Below are 20236 nucleotides of genomic sequence, written 5' to 3'. Positions count from 1 at the left end.
TATCAATTAAAACTGCATGAAGCAAACTGACAGGATACCTGCCGGTTCAGGGGAGATCATTGTAATACACCTGACTCGCGCAAAGCAGCACGAACGGTTTCATGATATTGCGCAGCCATGGGAACCAGCGGCAAACGAATCCCGGCAGGGATCAATCCCATTTCAATCATCGCCCACTTTACCGGCAGAGGATTAGGTTCTACAAACAATTTATTATGCAGGGGCAGCATGCGATTATTGATCGCAATCGCCTCCTTGATGTTACCACCCATGGCAGCGACGCACAGCTCATGCATGGCACGCGGCGCGACGTTGGCAGTCACCGAAATATTACCTTTGCCACCGCACAGCATCAAGGCCATGGCAGTTGCATCGTCGCCAGAGAAGACCGCAAAAGATTCAGGTGCCAGACGGATCAGGTCGGTGCCCCTGGCAATATTGCCAGTCGCGTCCTTGACGCCGATGATGCCGGGAACCTGGGCCAGACGCAGTATGGTTTCATTCGACATGTCGGCAACCGTTCTGCCAGGCACGTTATACAGAATGACAGGAATATCTACCGATTCCGCTATTTTCTTGAAATGCTGGTACATGCCTTCCTGGGTAGGACGGTTGTAGTAAGGTACCACCTGCAGGGATGCATCAGCACCTGCCTGCTTGGCAAATTTGGTCAGGGCTATGGCTTCTGCCGTCGAATTGCCGCCAGAACCGGCGATGATGGGAATACGCTTGTTGGTATGCTCTACCGCCACACGTATCAATTCGCAATGTTCCTCTACAGAAACCGTCGGTGATTCACCCGTTGTCCCGACAATGACAATGCCATCCGTACCTTCGGTGATATGCCAGTCTATCAATTTGCGCAAACAAGGCAAATCGAGACTGCCATCCGCATGCATGGGGGTTACGATTGCAACCAGACTTCCCTGAATCTTTGTCATGTTAATGCAAGAAAAAAGTAAAACCCTGATTGTAGCGGATACGCTGATAATCTGGGCGCAAATAGCTGGAATAAGCCTTTAAACTTGTAGGAGAATGTTTCAAAGCCTGTCCAAAACATTGATTTTTCCCGTTTTTCTGGCACAAATACGCTGGATCATTGCTGGTTTTGGCTGTTCGACATAGCCTTCTTCATAGGCAATCACTTGCATTGCCACCCGGGGATTAGACCGGATTTGCGCAAGAAGTTCGCCTTGCCGTAATAAAAAGGCAGGATTTGACGGTTTGCCAAACTGCGCATTACCGGCAGCAAAGGTTTCGTAGATCAGCAGGCCGCCCGGCTCCAGGCTGCCCAGCATGGCAGGAAACAATGGCCTGTGCAGGTAATTGCAGACCAGGATCGCGGCAAAAGCATTTTCTGCAAATGGCCAGTTGCCATGTTCAATGTCCGCCTCCAGATCATGCAACATGGTGCGGGCACCGGCAGTCTCAAGCATGACGAAACTTTGGCCATCCCTGTCGAGCGCCAGTACCTCATAGTTTTTTTCTAGCAAGAACAAGCTATTCCTGCCGCCGCCGCAGGCCAGATCCAGCACCAGTCCGGCAGGCAACAAGCCTATATGTCTTTGCAACCAGGCAGAAGGCACATTCACGATGCAACCCACTTAGCCCAGCAACAGCAGAAACGGTGTAATCAGGACCTGCAAGATCATATTGCCCGCCACCATCAGCGGCAACATCCAGTATTGCAGCAAATGCAGCAAGGCCAGGCCCATCACGATGAAAAAGCAATATGGCTCTACTTTGGCAAATTTATACGCCATTTGATGCGGCAACAAGCTCAGCAAAATCTGCCCGCCTGCCAGCGGTGGGATAGGAATCAGGTGAAAAGCGAACATGGCCAGGTTGGTCAGTATGCCGGCGCGCGCCATTTGCAAAAAGAAAGTTTCTTCCACCTTCATTGCCTGCAAAATTACCGACAGCAACAGCCAGGCAAAACCCATGGCAAAGTTTGCCGCCGGCCCGGACAAGGCGATCCACTTCAGGTTTTTCTTGGGATCCCGCAATTGCCCAAAATTGATAGGCATGGGCTTGGCATACCCAAACAGAAAGGCACCGCCGGTCGCCAGATACAGCACCACGGGAATGACGATGGTACCCAGAGGGTCAATATGCACCAGGGGGTTAAAGCTCAGACGCCCTTGTGCCTGTGCGGTGGTATCGCCAAAATGACGCGCCGCATATCCACGCGCTGCCTCATACAGGGTGATGGCAAAAACCACCGGCAGGGCGTAAATCAATACGGTTTGTATAAGTTCATTCATGAATTAGCTCTAAGAGGTCACTGGCAAACAAAAAAAGGGAGGGGAAGCAAGTATTACAGACCAAACAGGGCCACATCTCCCCTACCCTGGCGCACCAGTTCGGGAGAGTCTGCTGTCATATCGATCACCGTGGTAGGCACCAGGCTACAGGCACCACCATCAATCACCAGATCAATCAGCTTTTCCAGACGCTCACGTATCTGCCCGGGATCGGTCAAAGGTTCTGCTTCATCCGGCAAAATCAGGGTTGTCCCCAGCAAGGGTTGCTTTAATTCTTCCAGCAAGGCATGGGTGATACTGTTTTCCGGCACCCGCAAACCTATGGTCTTGCGTGAAGGATGACTGAGGCGGCGCGGCACTTCCTTGGTCGCTTCCAGAATAAAAGTGTACGGCCCTGGCGTTGCTGCTTTCAGCAGGCGGTACTGGCGATTATCAACTTTGGCATATTGTGCAATTTCGGACAGATCACGGCACAACAGGGTCAGATGATGTTTTTCATCGACATTGCGAATCTTGCGCAAACGCGTTACCGCATCCTTGTCATCCAGATGGCAAACCAGCGCATAGCAGGAATCCGTAGGCAGGGCCACGATGCCGCCATTGTCGATAATCTGCACTGCCTGCTTGATCAATCTCAGTTGCGGATTGTCAGGATGAATTTGAAAAAATTGGCTCATAAAAATAAGAAAGGCGGTAGCTGTGCTACCGCCACTAACATTCGTTCAATCAATCAGCGCATGCTCTGTAATGCAGCGATACGCTCTTCCATTGGTGGATGCGTGGAAAACAAAGCACCCCAGCCCGGTTTGTCACTGATGCCAGAAGCCGCCATAGACTTTGGTAATTCGCCAGGTGCCATACCACCCAGTCTGGCCAGTGCATGTATCATGGGCTGGCGATTACCCAGCAACTGGGCCGAACCCGCATCTGCACGAAACTCGCGCTGGCGCGAAAACCAGGCAACGATCATCGATGCCGCTATACCGAACAGAATTTCACACACAAAAACCGTAATCATGTAACCGATGCCGGGGCGATCATCATCGCCATTGCGAAATACTGCCTTGTCCACTGCATAGCCTACCACCCTGGCCAGGAAAACCACAAAAGTATTCACCACACCCTGTATCAGCGTCATGGTGACCATATCACCATTGGCAATATGCGCAACCTCATGACCCAGTACAGCTTCGACTTCTTCTTTGGTCATGCCTTCCAGCAAACCCGTGGAAACCGCAACCAAGGCAGAATTCTTGAAGGCACCGGTGGCAAAGGCATTTGGCTCGCCATTGTATACCGCAACTTCCGGCATACCGATACCAGCCCGTTCAGACAAGGCTTTGACCGTATTCAGCAGCCATAGTTCGGTGGAATTCGACGGCGTGTCTATCACCCTGGCCCCGGTTGACCATTTTGCCATGGGTTTACTGATCAGCAGGGAAAAAATGGCGCCTGTGAATCCGACTACCAGGGAAAACGCCATCAGCGTGCCCAGTTGCAGGCCGTTCGCCGTTAAAAAGCGGTTGACGCCCAGCAAGGACAACACAATAGACATGACGGCCATGACGGCCAGATTAGTCAGCAAAAACAGTACGATACGCTTCATGACTCACCTCACTCAGGAAACTGCAAAATTCATGTCCTGCAAATAAGGCCAATCCCGGGAAATTCAAGTCACACCCATGTTTCCCAGACCGGTTTCGCCATGGATGGCAAGACGGGCAAGTGTCCAATATCAATTTCCGCATCTTGCGGGGAGTGAAAATCCGACCCGCGTGACGACAAAAACCCGTATTGCGCAGCAACTTTGGTGTATTCCTCGTACTGATCAACAGTATGGCTGCCGGTGACCGTTTCAATTGCCAGGCCACCAAGATTCTTGAATTCTGTAAAGAAAGCATCAAATGCCAGCGGGGTCAGGTCATAACGACCCGGGTGGGCGACGACCGCCGTACCACCGGCATTACGTATCCAGCCCACTGCATCACTCAATGTGGCCCAGCGATGCGGTACATAACCGGGCTTGCCTTCGGCAAGATAATGTTTGAATACATCCGATACAGTGGCACTTGCCCCTATTTCAACCAGGTAGCGGGCAAAATGGGAGCGTGAAATCAGGTCCGGGTTACCCACATATTTCAGCGCGCCTTCATAGGCGTTCAAAATACCGGAACGGCTGGCCAGTTCTGCGGCCATATCGCGCGCCCGGCTTTCACGACCAGAACGGGTTTTTGCCAGGCCATCTACCAGGCCCTGGCTGGTTTCATCAATATTCAGGCCGACGACGTGAATGGTCTTGCCAGCCCAGGTAACGGAAATCTCGACGCCGGGGATATACCGCATACCCAGATCATGGGCAGCGGCACGCGCTTCGGGGATGCCCCTGACTTCATCATGATCTGTCAGCGCCCACAACTCCACCCCATTGGATTTGGCACGGGCAGCAAGTTGTGCCGGCGCCAACACGCCGTCAGAAATGATGGAATGACTATGCAGATCGGCGTTGAGTTCTGAAGATAACATGATGAACAAAAAGGAAATAGTGCGGGCGAGCCAGCGAACCAGGCAACACACCCGCCTGTGTGACTATTGTACTCCGGCAATCGTGATCGTGCTGCACTGCACGATCACCTGCCCTTTCCACTTATTTCCTTAGAACCAGTTTACGATCTGTAGCGAGCGAGCGTCAGCGGGGTAAAGGTAACAAAAACGCAGCGCAAAAAGCGGAATGTACTCTAAGACCATGAGCATTTTGAGCAGCACATGAGCCCCGATCACGCTCGCGCAGTAAGATCGTAAACAGGTTATTACAACTTCATCTCTACGCGCAAGGTCCAGGTGGTATAGGTGCGTGCCGTGGTGTAGTCCGCATGGTTGATGCCACCTGTGGTGACGACTGTGCCACTCAGGTAATCATTGGCCCGGAGATTATTCGCTGACAGACGTACTTGCAGATTCGAGTTGAATTTCCACAAACCATACAAATCCATTTGTCGCTTGATACCGGTACTGGTGACCTGAGTGTCACTGTTTTGTATCACATACGCCGGTGTCCAGTTGATGTTGCCACCCACGGTCAAAGGTATTTTGGATGGACGATAATCAAGACCAAAATTGGCAGTCTGTGATGGTTGCTGGTCAAGACGATTATTTGGCCCCGGCACATCATCCACCTTGGACCAGAAATGACTGTAATTGCTGCGCACGTCAATTGCCGGACCATCGGGGAAGAATTCCTGCAACTGGAATTTCGCTTCCAGTTCCAGGCCACGTGTGACGGCATGACCGATATTTACCGGTGACGATACCCAGCGCTGACCAGTGCTGGTATCGGTCAATACGGTACGACGACGTATCAGATCATTAATGTCACGTATAAAGAAATTGGCGCTGACGATACCCGCGCGCGTCAGATAATGTTCATAGGCGATATCCATCCCTTTCGACAGTTCCGGCTTCAGCAAAGGATTACCGGTGCGGTCAGGGCGGGTAGGCCCGTTCAGATTTGAAATACTGGGCAAGGCAATCAGGTCATTCAGTGCTGGCGCACGATAACTGTTAGTGAGGCTTGCACGTATCTGGTCCTTGCTATCCGGAATGCGCCAGACACCATGCAGCAAGGGACTCCAGACGCTGCTGGTATTGTTCACAGCACCTTTTGACGAAGTACTGCTGGTCTTGATACCTTCCCAGCGCAGACCGGCATAGGCCGCAAATTGTGGACTGATATCAAATTCATCCTGCACAAATACTGCCAGGCGGCGCGTGCTGGCATCCAGATTATCACCAGAATCGGCAAACTGTGGCTGGCCATTATCCAGCGACACCCTGGTTTGTGAACGCTGCCCGGCTTCCAGATCCCAACCGGCGGCCAGCGTATGTCCTTCACCAAAGGGCTTGGTATATTTACCGCCCGTGTTGAGACTACTATCACGGGTATTGTTGACATCACTGATGATATCTATCTGATTTCCCGCTTTGTCAAACTGATAGCGCAGCGACGAATTATCCATTTTGCCTAGGCCGCCGCCAAACTTGATATTCAATTTGGCATTATCGTCAAACTTGTGCTGCCAGTTACCAAAGCCGCGCAGGAAGGTGGTTTCTGCATGCGCACCAAAAGTGGCAAAAGCATAGGGCGTAGGCGCCACCAACGTAGGTGAGCGGTAGAGCTGATCCACCTCACTCTGATTGCTGGAATCGCTACGTGAGAGCATCAAAAACGGTTGCATCGTCAGCGTATCGCCATTCTCAAAGCGATAGTTGAAACGCGGTGTAAAATGGATGCCTGTGGTCTTGCGATTGGTCTGATCCGCCTGGTTTTGTATCAAGGCATCTTTTCCATCAACACCTTTTTCATTGGTGGAGGTCGTGCTTTCATCATGCTGGCGGTTCTGGAATACTGAACCACTCAGGGCATACGACAAACTACCAATTTCACCCGGCACGGTCACAGACACGTTCGGGGCAATACGCCCCTGTTCAAACCCCAGTGAAGTTTTAAGGTCAATATCCTTTTGCTTGTATTCTTCACGCAGCACAATATTGATGGTGCCGGCAATCGCCTGGGTACTGAATTCCGCCACCGGGCCACGCATGATTTCTATGCGTTCCACCTGATCAGGTGTCAGGCTGTCCATCGAGAAACCACGCGGCGCACGTTCACCGTTGATCAATATCTGCGTATATCCGTTACCCATGCCACGCATGCGGATATCACCACCGCGACCCGGCCGGCCACCGATGGTTACGCCAGGCAATCTTTTCAGGACTTCGCCCAGGCTGCTGTCGCCATTGCGATCCAGTTCTTCGCGGCCAAAAATCATCTTGGCAGCGGTAGATTGACGACGCTCCTCCAGATCAGTGCGGCCACCGTTGATGGTTACTTTCTGAACATTATCCTTGCTGGCAGCATCTGTTTTTTTTACTGCAGCCTTTTCCTTGGCGTTCGCGTTTGGATTTGTTTCTTCTGTATTTTTTTGTGGTTCTGGCGGTGTTGATTGCGCATAAGCAAAAGGTGCAATAGAAAACACACCTGCAATCGCCAGCGTCAAACTATTACATTTAAATTTGGGATACATAAGTTTCAAACATATAAAAATAAGCTACTGCCATGGCACAAGGAATTTTGCACTCTGGGCAGATTGTATTTTTAAGCAAGGCTGAATGCTAGCAATGACCGTGCATTTATTGTATTGAAATGAAACAGGAAAGCATTTCCGTTACTTTGCGATACCCGATACGAGCAAGGAGAAATGGAGGGAATCCGGCCCTGCGCCACAGTAACCAAAGACCATGACGCAAGGGGGTATTCGAGACGCTAATTAGAGACGAAAATCCAATCAAATATTTGATTGAATTGATTCAGGCTTTGCGAAAACGCCACAAAGCCAGCGCACCAAACAACAGTGTAAAAATCAATTGCACACCGATGGCCGGCAAAGCAGCATCCAGACCCAATCCACGCCAGGTCATGGCATCCAGGCCATCAACGGCCCAGCGGGTTGGCACGATCAGGGTCAGGCTTTGCAACCATTGTGGAAACATGAAAGACGGCATCCAGGCACCGCTTAACATCACCATGATCAGCGTCGCAAAAACCGAAATACCACGCGCAGCTTCTGGCGTTTTACCAAAGGCGGCGATCAATAAACCGAAGCTGGCTGTCATCAGGGCAAATGAAATCGCGACACCTATAAATCCCGGCAAGCTGCCGGCAATATTCACCTTGAACACCACGACTGCCACAGCAAAAATAAAGCTGATCAGAAAAAAGGCAATCAATGCACACGACAAGGCACGCGCAATCAACAGCGTATTCAGCCCCACAGGTGCAGCCAGCAGGCGATTCCATAAACCCAGGCGCCTGGCCAGCAAAACACCGATGCCAGCGTCAATCGCCATGAACAAAATAAACTGCACACTCATGCCTGCAAAGGAATGTGCATAGCCATTGTATTTACTGGTAGCGGCATCACCCGCGATCATGGCTTCATCCTTGGTGGTGAAAGGCATGCTTAGACCACCTGCTGGCATGCCAGACTTTTCAGTTTTGCCGTCTTTTCCTGCTGCAAGCTCAGCTTGCTGACGTGACTGAAACTTTTTGACACTACCGAGAAAATCGCGCAACTCTACCATGTCGGGATTTTGCTGACTGCTTTTTTCCAGTTCCTGCAAACCCTGGTCCACTAAAGCTGTCCCGCTTTTACCAGCAAACATTTCGGCACTGACACTTTGCATGACCTGCTGCGTCAACATGCCTTTGACCATGGCCAATACGGCACTCTGCGATGGATCATAAAATACCGGCAATTCCGGTTTGGCTCTGGCACCAAACAAGGCAGCGCCAGCAAGTTCGCCAAACTTTTCAGGTAGTACGATGGCGACATTGATCTTGCCTTTGAGCACCATCGCCTTTGCTTCTTCCAGCGGCATTTCCTTGACCGACAGCGATGCTTCTTCCTTGAGTCCTTTGACGATCTTCTGGCTGATGGGATGGTTGTCCTGCACGACCAATGCCACCTCTATCTTGGCTGCATCTTTTGAGCCACCGCCACCAGTGATAAAACCAAAGAAAGCACCTAACAAAATGGGCATCAGCAAATTCAGCAGCAAGGCACGGCGATCTGCCATAAACAGTATCAGATCTTTCCTGATCAGTGCGAGCAAGGCGGTCATGTTTATTCCTTAAAGGTTGTTGCGAAATTAACCTGGCGTTGTTGCGTCGCCTTGCCGTACTAAAGTACTGTCTGCAGCGACGGCGCCTGGCCATCTTAATTTCGCAACAGCCTTTTAGAAATTCGCTTAAAAATTGAAACCGGTACAGCTGACACAGCAACAAGATCGTCCATCAGTCACGCAGGCTACGGCCCGTCAGGGTTAAAAATACGTCTTCCAGATTGGTTTTGGCTGTCGCAAAATGGGTGGTTTTATAACCCTGCCTGGCCAGCCAGTCCAGCAGGCGCAGTGCTACATCATGCTCCACCAGGGTCACTTCAAGACGCTTGCCCTGATCTGCCACCAGTACGCTATTCACACCATCCAGGACGCTGAGCGCCGCCACATCTAACTCGCTCACTTCCCTGGCGAGATCGACTGACAGGGCCGCCTTGGCAGGCAGACGCCGGTACAGGTCTGCCGGGGTTTCATTGGCAATGACTTTGCCGTGGTCAATAATGACGATATGGTCAGCCAGTCTTTCCACTTCTTCCATGTAGTGGCTGGTGTAGATCAGGGTTCGCCCCTGGCTTTTCAGCACTTCCAGGCTGTCGAAAATGGCATTCCGGCTCTGCGGGTCGACGCCAACAGTGGGCTCATCAAGAATCAGCAATTCGGGATCATGCAATAAGGCGGCGGCGATATTCAAACGCCGTTTCATGCCGCCAGAAAAAGTGGATGGTTTGTCGGCAGCACGATCAGACAGGTTGACCAGTTCCAGCACTGCATCACAGCGTTGCTGCAACTTGCTGCCCGACATGCCATACAGCGCGCCAAACAGTTTCAGGTTTTCCCTGGCAGGCAAGTCTTCATACAGGGCCAAGTCTTGCGGCACCAGGCCAATCTTGAATTTCACGGCATTATTGCCCGGCCCCATGGTTTGCCCATCAAGTTGCACACTACCCTGCTCCGGCTGCAACAAGCCGCAGATCATGCCGACGGTCGTCGATTTACCAGCGCCGTTGGGGCCCAGCAAGCCCAGGGTCTGACCGCGGGCAATCGAAAAAGAAATATCATCGACAACCTTGCGCGTACCAAAGGTCTTACTCAGCTTGCGCACATCCAGCAGGGGTGTGGTCATGGCAGACATCCTTGAAGTAGAGATTACGGATGTCGGCAATGGTAATTCATTCAATGCTTTTTCGGCAAGCATGAAACAAAACTGTGGCTTACTGGCACAATCCTGCTTGTCATCAGATATTAATCAGGCGTAAAAAAACCTGCCCGCTGTTCAGACGGACAGGTTTTTTTAACTCAATCGTTGTTAATCAGCAGTTGCCAGGTTCAAGTTCAACTGTGAACGCAACAGATCTTCTGGTTCTGCACGCGGGTTATTGCGTGCGGTTTCCAGCTTGTCCAGATAACCGGCTGTCACATCACCTGTGATGTAGAAACCATCAAAACAGGATGCTTCTATATTTTTCAATACAGGATTCACATCAGAGATGGAACGCTTCATGGCAGCGACATCCTGATACACCAGGGCATCGGCTGTGATTTCACGGCAGACTTCTTCTTCGCTGCGACCATAGGCAATCAATTCACTGCGGGTAGGCATGTCGATACCGTAGACGTTAGGAAATTGTACTGGCGGTGCGGCTGAAGCGAAAATCACGCGCTTGGCACCCGATTCACGCGCCATTTGCACAATCTCACGGCTGGTTGTGCCACGGACGATGGAATCATCGACCAGCAACACGCTTTTGCCTTTGAATTCAGAAACGATGGCGTTCAGCTTCTGGCGCACCGATTTGCGACGTACGGCCTGACCGGGCATCATGAAGGTGCGGCCAATATAACGGTTCTTGATAAAGCCTTCGCGATAATCAAGATTCAATTTCAATGCCAGCTCCATCGCTGAAGGCCGGGAAGAATCAGGGATAGGCATGACCACATCAATTTCGCCATCGCGGAACTGGTTGCGTACTTTCTCTGCCAGATATTCACCCATTTTCAGGCGTGTCAGATAAACCGATGCGCCATCGATGATGGAATCTGGACGGGCCAGGTAGACGTATTCAAAGGCGCAAGGGTTCAGGCTAGGATTATCAGCACATTGCTGGGTATGCAATTTGCCATCCATGTCGACGAACAAGGCTTCACCTGGCTCGACATCACGCAAGAACTTGAAGCCCAGACCTTCGAGAGCGACCGATTCGCTGGCGATCATGTATTCAGCACCACTGTCGGTTTGCGAAACACCAATACACAAAGGACGGATACCAAAAGGATCACGGAAAGCCAGCAAGCCATAGCCAGAGATTTGAGCGACTACGGCATACGACCCACGCACGCGCCTGTGCAGTATGGAAACTGCACGGAACAAGCCTTCCGGGTCCAGCGAATAACCACTGGTGACTTCCTGAATTTGATGCGCCAGGATATTCAGCAAGACTTCAGAGTCAGAATCAGTATTCAAATGACGGCGGTCATTTTTAAATAATTCGATTTTCAGCTCTACCGCATTGGTCAGGTTGCCGTTGTGGGCCAGCACAATACCAAATGGGGCATTGACGTAGAAAGGTTGCGCCTCTTCTTCACTGGTGGAGCCAGCAGTTGGATAACGTACCTGGCCAATACCGACATTGCCCGGCAGGGAACGCATATTGCGGGTACGGAAAACGTCACGCACCAGACCGTTCGCTTTATGCATGGCGAATTTATTGCCATGATTGGTCGCGATACCGGCAGCATCCTGACCGCGATGCTGCAATAACAGCAGTGCGTCGTAAATCAATTGATTGACAGGATTATTTGAGAATACGCCTACGATGCCACACATGGTGGACTCCTAAAAAAAACAATTAAAACTTTACGTGCCCGGATATGGATTCGGGCAATAGCGGAAGAATGGCAAGTGCAGCGGCTTCTGCTATCGGGCTGAGCACTGCCCCGGTCCAGAATGCCTGCTTGGGAATGGATGTCATTCCGCACACCAATACCGCCGCCAACACCAGCACACAACCACGTGCCAGGCCAAACAATCCACCCAGGCCGCGGTCTGCCAGCGTCAAACCGCTAGCCTTGATCACGGCATCAAATGCCATGATGATCAGCGCCATCATCAGGCGCACGCCGATGAAGAGGGCAATGAAGGCCACGATCAGGCGCAATATCTGTCCGGGCACTGCAGCTGGCAGCCAGCCGGCCAGTGTTTCACTGAAGGCATTTGCCACCACAAAAGCAACTATCCAGCTCACCAGCGACAAAATTTCCTTGATCAATCCGCGCAAGGTACTGATGACGATAGAACAAACCAGCACCAGTATGACAAGATAATCAAACAGGGTCATTGCAGATCTGGCCTAGTTCGTCGGTATGCTGGCATTGATACCCAGCTTGCTCAATTTGGCGCGCATTTTATCTGCTTCTTCTTTCGAGGCAAAAGGCCCCAGCCGTATCCTGGTCACTTCGCCATTGGTCGTCACTATCTTTTGCGTATAGGACTTGATATCAGCAGCTTTCAGCTTGGCTTGCAGTTCATCCACCTTGGCCTGTGTAGAGAAAGCACCTGCCTGTACCGTAAATGATGACTTGGCAACAGCCTCGGCCGGCTTGCTGACTGGCGGCCTGGGCGGTGTTTTTCCTTCCAGTATGGCGAGCGCACGGGCGGCTTCGTCATCCGCACTACCGGGCTTGGCAACGACCGGCCTGGCTTCTGTTTTCACTTCCGCTTTTACAGTTGCCTGATCTTTTTCCGCGGGTTTTGCCGTAGCGGTGACAGGTTTGACCTCAATTTTTGACTCAGGTTTGGTTTCTGATTTGGCGACAAGCTTAGTCTCAACCTTTGCTTCAGTTTTAACTTCCGGTTTTAATTCTGGCTTGGCCGGTTTCGCAGCAACTAGCGGAGGGGCCGCAGGCACATTCGCCGCATTGTTTGCTGCTTTGTTTTTCGGCAAGGGTGCCACTTCAATAATTTCTTCCACCGGTTCATTGGCGGCCAGATTCTTGGCTCTTGGCGTCACTGTCTGGGCAGAAGCGGAAGCCGCTGCATTGCCATCATAAGCTTTGTCTTTTGACGGGATGCGGATGTTGACATCATCAGCCAGCGGTTTGGGGTCAGAATCAAGGATCATGGGCAAGCCAATGATGGCTGCCAGGGCCAGCGCAACCGCACCGATCAGGCGCCGTCTGGCACGCTTTTTCTCAGGCAGGATAGGGTCATCTGTCTTGGTCTTACGCTTGGATTCAGCCTTTTTAGTGCGCGAACGCGTCTGAATACTCTCTTCTTCGGCGCGAGAGCGGAATTCGCCACTATCCTGAGGTTCGGATGTTTCCTGCTTCTGTGTAAAACGCGAGAGCAAACCCATGTGCAAATTTCTGGTTGGTTAGCAAACCGGTCCATGACGACCAAACCGGCCTGCAAAAAACATCAATGGAGTGCCGAACGACGGGCGCGCATCACACCTGCGACCGTCAAGAAGGATCCAAAGACCACTATTCTATCATTTTCGCCCGCTTTGCTGATGGCGTCCGCATAGGCCTGCTCTGGCGTATCGAAACTGGTGACTGTTTTTTCAGCATCAGCCAGCACTCCCGCAGCAATCAGCTTGTCTTTCAATACATCAACTGGGGCCGCTCGCGGCAAAGGCAAGGCTGTGACACACCAGTGATCGACTTTATCTTTCAATTTTGCAATCACACCATCGATATCCTTGTCCAGCATGGAGCCAAACACCGCATAGGTATAGGCATGAAAACCCATATTGTCCAGATTTTGCGCCAGGGTGGCCGCCGCATGCGGATTATGCGCCACATCCAGCACCACCGTCGGGCGGCCTGGCATGACCTGGAAGCGGCCCGGCAAGTCCACCATCACCAGGCCGGTACGCACTTCCTGCGCACCTACCGGCAATTCAAGCTTCAAGGCTTCCAGTGCTGCCAGTACAGCAGATGCATTCAACAACTGGTTGGCACCACGCAGGCTGGGGTAGCCGAGGGAATTGCGGCGCTGGCTGCGCCCGGCAAAATTCCATTGCTGCTTGTCGCCGTTATAGTTGAAATCACGCCCAAACAGCCATAGATCAGCGCCTATGGCTTGTGCATGATCAATCAGCGATTGTGGCGGCAAAGGGTCGCCACAAATTGCCGGCTTGCCGGCGCGGAAGATCCCGGCTTTTTCAAAACCGATCTTTTCGCGGGTATCACCCAGGTAATCAATATGGTCGATATCAATGCTGGTAACGATGGACACGTCGGCATCAATGACATTCACCGCATCCAGACGTCCACCCAGGCCGACTTCGAGTATCACGACATCGAGTTTGGCATCGGCCAGCAATTTGCAAATTGCCAGCGTAGTAAATTCAAAATACGTCAGCGATATGTCGCCACGCGCTTCTTCAACGGCATTGAAGGTGGATATGAAAACATCATCCTTGACCATTTCGCCATCGATGCGGGCGCGTTCATTAAAATCCAGGAAATGGGGCTTGCTGTACAAGCCGACACGGTAACCGGCCTGCATCAACACGGCTTCCAGCATGGCGCAGGTAGAGCCTTTGCCATTCGTACCTGCGACCATGATGACAGGGCAATCGTAGTGAATTCCCAGCTTGTTTTTGACCGCAGCAACGCGGTCCAGGCCCATATCGATTTCTTTGGAATGGCGGGTTTCAAGTACGGCCAACCAGGCAGCCAAGGTGGCAGGTAAGTTTGTCATAAGATAAAAAAAGCCCGAACAAAAAATGCTTCGGGCTTATTGGCTATTCACTATAAATCAGGAGGATACTGCTTCAGCGGGCTGGTTTTGCAACAAAGCCAGCAAACGCGCAATCTCTTCACGCATCTTGCGACGATCGACAATCATGTCTATCGCGCCTTTTTGCAGCAAGAATTCAGAACGCTGGAAGCCTTCCGGCAATTTTTCGCGCACAGTGTTTTCGATCACGCGCGGACCGGCAAAACCGATCAGGGCCTTGGGTTCTGCAATCACCACGTCACCCAGGAAGGCGAAAGAAGCGGATACGCCGCCCATGGTAGGGTCAGTCAGGACGGAGATGAAGGGTAATTTCTTTTCTGACAATTTGGTCAGCATGGCAGTGGTCTTGGCCATCTGCATCAGGGACAGCAAGCCCTCTTGCATACGTGCGCCACCCGTCGCGGTGAAGCACAGGAAAGGCACTTTTTGTTCCAGCGCTGCCTGCACACCACGAACAAAACGTTCACCCACTACGGAACCCATGGAACCACCCATGAATTCAAATTCAAAACAAGCTGCGACGACCGGCACCGCCATGATGGAACCGCCCATGACAACCATGGCATCCGTTTCACCTGTGGTTTCCAGCGCGTCTTTCAGGCGATCAGGATATTTCTTGCTGTCTTTGAACTTCAGTGTATCGATAGGCAAGACTTCCTGGCCGATTTCATAACGACCACCTGCATCGAGCAAGGCATCCAGACGTTCACGTGCACCGATGCGTAAATGGTGGCTGCACTTGGGACAAACATGGATATTGGCTTCCAGATCAGAACGGTAAAGCACCGCTTCGCAAGACGGGCACTTGACCCACAAACCTTCGGGAATCGATTTACGATTTGCAGATTCCGAGCGTTGTATACGCGGTGGTAACAGTTTTTCTAACCAACTCATGTTTTCTCCTTATGTCCGCCAGGCTGTCTTTTTAACAACCTGGCATCAGGTTCATTCTGGTAAAAGAACCAGTCAGGCGCGTATTTTACTCGTCCAACGCCTGTCTGACACCAGAAATAAAGCTTTTCACTGCAGCAACAGCGTTTTCACGCGGGGTATTTTCCAGTTCCTGGATGATGCGCGAGCCTATCACCACCGCATCCGATACTGTGGAAATGGCTCTGGCCGTGGCCCCGTCGCGTATGCCAAATCCCACTCCCACCGGTACGGTGACATGTTTTTTGATACGTGGGATCATGGCCGCAACGGCATCCAGATCCAATGCGCCAGACCCGGTGACCCCCTTCAGCGACACATAATACACATAACCACTGGCAATTTTGCCAACTTGTGCAATACGCTCATCGGTCGATGTCGGTGCCAGCAAGAAAATGGTATCCATGCCCTGTTGTTGCATTTTTCTTGCAAATTCTTCACATTCTTCCGGCGGGTAATCCACCACCAGCACACCATCCACCCCAACTTCGGCTGCCTTGGCGATGAAGGCATCTTGCCCCATGCGCTCTATGGGATTGGCATAGCCCATCAGTACCACCGGTGTCTTTTGATCACTTTGCCGGAATTCGCGGACGAATTGTAATACATCCCGCAAACCAACTCCAAATTGCAGCGCCCTTTCAGAGGCACGCTGAATGACAGGGCCATCCGCCATCGGGTCAGAAAACGGCACGCCCAGCTCGATAATATCGGCCCCGCCCTCGACCAGGGCATGCATCAAAGGCACTGTTAAATCAGGTGCAGGGTCACCTGCGGTGATGAAAGGGATTAAACCTTTTTTATTGCTGGCCGCCAAAGCAGCCATGGTATTTTGAATTCTTGACATCTTGTCGGTCCTCATTTGATGCGCTGTCTGCAATCAGATGGCATCAATCTCAATTCTTGCTAGGGAAGACATACAGACAGCTTTGCCTGTATGCCTGTATGTCTGCATTGCCGGCGATTGCGAATCAGAACTTCAGCCCGGCACGCTCAGCCACGGTATGCATGTCCTTGTCACCCCGGCCAGACAGATTTGCCAAAACGATCTTGTCCTTGGGCAAAGTCGCTGCCAGCTTGGCTGCGTAAGCCAGGGCATGACTGGATTCCAGCGCCGGAATGATGCCTTCAATGCGACAGCAATCGTGGAAAGCCTTAAGCGCCTCGTCATCGGTAATGGTCACGTATTGTGCCCGGCCACTTTCTTTCAGCCATGCATGTTCTGGCCCCACGCCAGGATAATCCAGGCCCGCCGAAACAGAATGGGTTTCTATGACCTGACCATTTTCATCCTGCAGCAAATAGGTCCGGTTACCATGCAAGACACCGGGCGAACCTGCCGTCAGCGACGCCGAATGCTTACCACTTTCCAGCCCCTCGCCTGCGGCTTCCACACCGATGAGTTGCACTTGTTTGTGATCAATATACGGGTAGAAAATACCCATGGCATTCGAGCCACCACCAACGCAAGCCACCACATAATCTGGCTGGCGCCCGGTTTGCTCTGGCATCTGCCACAAGCATTCTTCACCAATGACCGATTGAAAATCCCGAACCATCATGGGGTAAGGATGCGGGCCAGCCACGGTGCCTATGATGTAAAACGTATTATCCACATTCGCCACCCAGTCACGCATGGCTTCATTCAAGGCATCCTTCAGGGTTTTGGAACCGGATTCCACCGGCACCACGGTTGCCCCCAGCAACTTCATGCGATACACGTTTTGCGCCTGACGCTTGACGTCCTCAGAACCCATGTAGACCACGCATTCCAGACCAAAACGGGCGCAGATAGTGGCAGTAGCCACACCATGCTGACCCGCGCCAGTCTCGGCGATGACACGCGGCTTGCCCATACGCTTGGCCAGCAAAGCCTGGCCGATGACATTATTGATCTTGTGGGCACCGGTATGATTCAGGTCTTCACGCTTGAAATAGATTTGTGCCCCACCCATCAGGTCAGACCAGCGCCTGGCGTGATACACAGGCGACGGACGCCCGACAAAGTATTTCAATTCATTGCGGAACTCGGCCAGAAACGCGGGATCATGCTGGAACTTGGCATAAGCCTCTTTGAGTTCTGTTAGCGCATGGGTCAAGGTTTCGGACACAAAAGTGCCCCCGAACTGACCAAAATGACCACGCGCATCGGGTAAATGGTAGTCGGCTGACTGATAAATTGCCTGGCTGGCGGTAGGCTGGCGCTCGAACTGAGCATCCAAAGACTGGAGTTCTTTCATTTTCATTCCTTCAAACTGGCTTGGAAGCAATGCCCCGGGGGAATGCTTCCCCAGGTGACACCCTATTCCTGATTGTCTGCCAGACGCACTGCAGCTATAAATGCACGCACGCTGGATTCATCCTTGATACCTTTTGCCGCTTCCACACCACTGCTGATGTCGACCGCAAACGGGCGAACCTGACTAACTGCGCCAGTCGCGTTCTGTACGCTCAAGCCACCACTTAAAACGACCCGAGGCGCGAGCTCTTTTGGGATGAGAGACCAATCAAAAACCTTTCCACTACCGCCATACCCATCGACATGGGTATCAAGCAATAAACCACTGAATAAAGGACTAGCCTTACGATAAGACTGTTCACATTCTAGCAAATCCGCTGCACTTGTGTCAGGTTTGACGCGACAAGCACGCATAAAAGGACGATTCACACTGGCAGCCAAGCGGGCGCATTGCTCAGGTGTTTCATCACCATGAAATTGCAGTAATTGCACGGGAGCCTTGCTGATGACATCCTGCAAGCCTGCTTCATCGATATTCACGAACAGCCCAACCGACATCACAAAAGGAGGGATTTCACGCAACAAGGCACCGGCAGCCTCAGGCGTAACATAGCGTGGGCTGGGTGGGTAAAACACAAAACCCAGGGCATCAGCCCCTGCCGCGACAACGACACGCACATCTTCCACACGGGTTAAACCACAAATTTTAATTCTGGTTCTAGAATGCATTGAACTACCTTTGAACTTTAAAGAATGTTGCTACGCTTTAGTAACTTTACCTTGATCCCGTGAGTGTAGACATATCTTTTTGGCAAAGTCCGAAAATAAAAATCGATGACCTCAAGAAGCGAACACTTCTTGAGGCCACCGATTTATCCGTCTGACAGACGATGGACATACATCCAACATCTGCTCAAATATCGTCGACTAATTTCTGATCTCTAAAGCGCGATTCAAACTAAGCGCCGCTATCGAGCATGCTGCACCGGATAGCAGGTACAGGCTGACATATTCCAGCCCGAAATGTGAAGACAGTCCAAGCGCCACTAAGGGAGCAAAGCCTGCCCCGACGAGCCATGCCAGATCAGACGTCAGGGCAGCACCGGTATAACGGTATTTGGGAGAAAAATTAGAAGTCACAGCACCCGATGCCTGCCCATAAGACAAGCCCAATATACTGAATCCCAACAGAATAAAGATATCCTGTCCAAGCTCACTGCCACCTAACAAGGCCGGCACGAATCCACTCAGCACAGCAATCATCAGCGCCAAAACAAATAACATTTTGCGACGGCCAATACGATCAGCAACCAGACCTGAAATAATAATACCCAGGATCATCAATACGCCACCAATCATCTGAACCTCCAAAAATCCGCTCAGTGAACGTTTGGAGTAAATCGTGATCCACGACAACGGGAACACAGTGACAAGATGAAACAGCGCGTAGCTTGCCAAAGCCGCCAATGCACCAATGAGCAAGTTACGACCTTGTGAACGGGCCATCTCGACAATATTGGTTGGTTCCAGTTCACGTTCATCCAGCAAATGCTTATATTCGTTGGTAGAAACCAATCTCAAGCGGGCAAACAAAGCGACCACGTTGATCGCAAACGCAACATAAAACGGATAACGCCAGCCCCATTCCAGAAAGTCTTCACTCGATAAATTGGCGACCATATAGGCAAATAATCCCGCAGCGATCATAAAGCCTACCGGCGCACCCAATTGACCCAACATCGCATACCACCCACGCTTGTTTTCTGGCGCATTTAAAGCCAACAAGGAGGGCAAGCCATCCCAGGAGCCACCCAGTGCAACACCCTGCCCGATACGCAGCACGGAAAGTAACACGATAGACGTTGCGCCAAGATGTGAATAGGTCGGAAGAAACGCAATGCCGGCAGTCGATACGCCAAGCAAAACAAGAGCAATGGTAAGCTTGGCTTCGCGCCCCAGTCGTCGCTGGATTTCCATAAACGTCACCGTGCCAAACGGCCGCGCCAGAAACGCAAACGAAAAGATCACGAAGGCATACAGAGTGCCTTCCAGTCTTTGTTCAAATGGAAAGAAAACCTGGGGAAAAACCAGCACTGAGGCCAGTGCATAGACAAAGAAGTCAAAATATTCCGAGGCTCGCCCGATGACGACGCCGATGGCGATTTCGCCGGGCGCAATTGAGGAATGATCAGATTTGGTATTTCTGGTATTACCACTTTCAGTAGCTGCCATATAGCTGGAGGGTAGTTCATTTTCATTGGTGCTGATGCTGGCCATGATGGTCCCTCACATTGTCTCAAAAATCATAGTCTGGCTCCTGTGCAATCTTCATTTTTGATGCTTATTTGAAAACTAGGACAAAACGTCCAATCGCCAAGGCCTTTT

At 51.5% G+C, this 20236-nt stretch carries 19 protein-coding genes; 1 reads left to right on the top strand and 18 read right to left on the bottom strand.

Translation table 11 applies throughout. The features are described 5' to 3' along the window. Nucleotides 1–56: 56 nt before the first annotated feature. The 9 genes from dapA to ACO0K9_RS18810 all read right to left on the bottom strand — a co-directional run bounded on the left by dapA (nt 57) and on the right by ACO0K9_RS18810 (nt 10062). Nucleotides 57–941, bottom strand: coding sequence for a 4-hydroxy-tetrahydrodipicolinate synthase (dapA, locus tag ACO0K9_RS18850; protein WP_422987623.1), 885 nt, complete (start codon nt 939–941; stop codon nt 57–59). A 99-nt stretch (nt 942–1040) separates the two neighbouring features. Then, nucleotides 1041–1592 carry a class I SAM-dependent methyltransferase gene (locus tag ACO0K9_RS18845; protein WP_422987622.1) on the bottom strand — a complete coding sequence of 184 codons (552 nt, stop codon included), beginning with the start codon at nt 1590–1592 and terminating at the stop codon, nt 1041–1043. Between the two features lie 12 nt (nt 1593–1604). Further along, entirely contained in the window at nt 1605–2264 is a 660-nt protein-coding gene (locus ACO0K9_RS18840; protein ID WP_422987621.1) for a site-2 protease family protein, read from the bottom strand. A 53-nt stretch (nt 2265–2317) separates the two neighbouring features. After that, nucleotides 2318–2941, bottom strand: coding sequence for an L-threonylcarbamoyladenylate synthase (locus tag ACO0K9_RS18835; protein WP_422987620.1), 624 nt, complete (start codon nt 2939–2941; stop codon nt 2318–2320). A 53-nt stretch (nt 2942–2994) separates the two neighbouring features. Further along, nucleotides 2995–3870 (bottom strand): protease HtpX, encoded by an 876-nt coding sequence (htpX, locus tag ACO0K9_RS18830; protein WP_422987619.1) that lies wholly within the window; start codon nt 3868–3870, stop codon nt 2995–2997. A gap of 68 nt (nt 3871–3938) precedes the next feature. Further along, nucleotides 3939–4787 (bottom strand): 3',5'-nucleoside bisphosphate phosphatase, encoded by an 849-nt coding sequence (locus ACO0K9_RS18825; RefSeq protein ID WP_422987618.1) that lies wholly within the window; start codon nt 4785–4787, stop codon nt 3939–3941. 284 nt (nt 4788–5071) lie between these two features. Beyond that, entirely contained in the window at nt 5072–7345 is a 2274-nt protein-coding gene (locus ACO0K9_RS18820; protein ID WP_422987617.1) for a TonB-dependent receptor plug domain-containing protein, read from the bottom strand. 283 nt (nt 7346–7628) lie between these two features. Then, a complete protein-coding gene (locus ACO0K9_RS18815) occupies nt 7629–8942 on the bottom strand; it encodes an ABC transporter permease (protein ID WP_422987616.1) in 1314 nt (437 codons plus the stop codon). Nucleotides 8943–9114: 172 nt separating this feature from the next. After that, entirely contained in the window at nt 9115–10062 is a 948-nt protein-coding gene (locus tag ACO0K9_RS18810) for an ABC transporter ATP-binding protein (RefSeq protein WP_422987615.1), read from the bottom strand. Between ACO0K9_RS18810 and ACO0K9_RS18805 the strand changes: the two genes are divergently transcribed. After that, complete coding sequence (locus tag ACO0K9_RS18805; RefSeq protein WP_422987614.1) at nt 10061–10195, top strand: hypothetical protein; 135 nt, start codon at nt 10061–10063, stop codon at nt 10193–10195. The two genes, ACO0K9_RS18810 and ACO0K9_RS18805, sit on opposite strands and share 2 nt — an antisense overlap. A gap of 50 nt (nt 10196–10245) precedes the next feature. Here ACO0K9_RS18805 and purF read toward each other — a convergent pair whose 3' ends face one another. The 9 genes from purF to ACO0K9_RS18760 form a co-directional block, all read right to left on the bottom strand. Then, on the bottom strand, nt 10246–11763 hold the full coding sequence (gene purF / locus ACO0K9_RS18800; protein ID WP_422987613.1) for an amidophosphoribosyltransferase: 1518 nt from the start codon (nt 11761–11763) through the stop codon (nt 10246–10248). A 22-nt stretch (nt 11764–11785) separates the two neighbouring features. Next, a complete protein-coding gene (locus ACO0K9_RS18795) occupies nt 11786–12274 on the bottom strand; it encodes a CvpA family protein (RefSeq protein ID WP_422987612.1) in 489 nt (162 codons plus the stop codon). A gap of 12 nt (nt 12275–12286) precedes the next feature. Further along, nucleotides 12287–13291 carry an SPOR domain-containing protein gene (locus ACO0K9_RS18790; RefSeq protein ID WP_422987611.1) on the bottom strand — a complete coding sequence of 335 codons (1005 nt, stop codon included), beginning with the start codon at nt 13289–13291 and terminating at the stop codon, nt 12287–12289. 62 nt (nt 13292–13353) lie between these two features. Beyond that, complete coding sequence (gene folC / locus ACO0K9_RS18785) at nt 13354–14643, bottom strand: bifunctional tetrahydrofolate synthase/dihydrofolate synthase (RefSeq protein ID WP_422987610.1); 1290 nt, start codon at nt 14641–14643, stop codon at nt 13354–13356. A 57-nt stretch (nt 14644–14700) separates the two neighbouring features. Next, a complete protein-coding gene (gene accD / locus ACO0K9_RS18780) occupies nt 14701–15576 on the bottom strand; it encodes an acetyl-CoA carboxylase, carboxyltransferase subunit beta (RefSeq protein ID WP_422987609.1) in 876 nt (291 codons plus the stop codon). Nucleotides 15577–15661: 85 nt separating this feature from the next. Further along, nucleotides 15662–16459, bottom strand: coding sequence for a tryptophan synthase subunit alpha (gene trpA / locus ACO0K9_RS18775; RefSeq protein ID WP_422987608.1), 798 nt, complete (start codon nt 16457–16459; stop codon nt 15662–15664). Between the two features lie 124 nt (nt 16460–16583). After that, nucleotides 16584–17852 carry a tryptophan synthase subunit beta gene (trpB, locus tag ACO0K9_RS18770; protein ID WP_422987607.1) on the bottom strand — a complete coding sequence of 423 codons (1269 nt, stop codon included), beginning with the start codon at nt 17850–17852 and terminating at the stop codon, nt 16584–16586. 62 nt (nt 17853–17914) lie between these two features. Continuing rightward, a complete protein-coding gene (locus tag ACO0K9_RS18765; RefSeq protein ID WP_422987606.1) occupies nt 17915–18580 on the bottom strand; it encodes a phosphoribosylanthranilate isomerase in 666 nt (221 codons plus the stop codon). A gap of 198 nt (nt 18581–18778) precedes the next feature. Continuing rightward, nucleotides 18779–20128 (bottom strand): MFS transporter, encoded by a 1350-nt coding sequence (locus ACO0K9_RS18760; protein ID WP_422987605.1) that lies wholly within the window; start codon nt 20126–20128, stop codon nt 18779–18781. Between the last annotated feature and the right edge of the window lie 108 nt (nt 20129–20236).

The organism is Undibacterium sp. Ji50W, assembly GCF_049340445.1.
In the GTDB taxonomy this organism is placed as follows: Bacteria; Pseudomonadota; Gammaproteobacteria; order Burkholderiales; family Burkholderiaceae_D; genus Undibacterium.
This window is presented reverse-complemented; position numbering and strand designations above follow the sequence as displayed.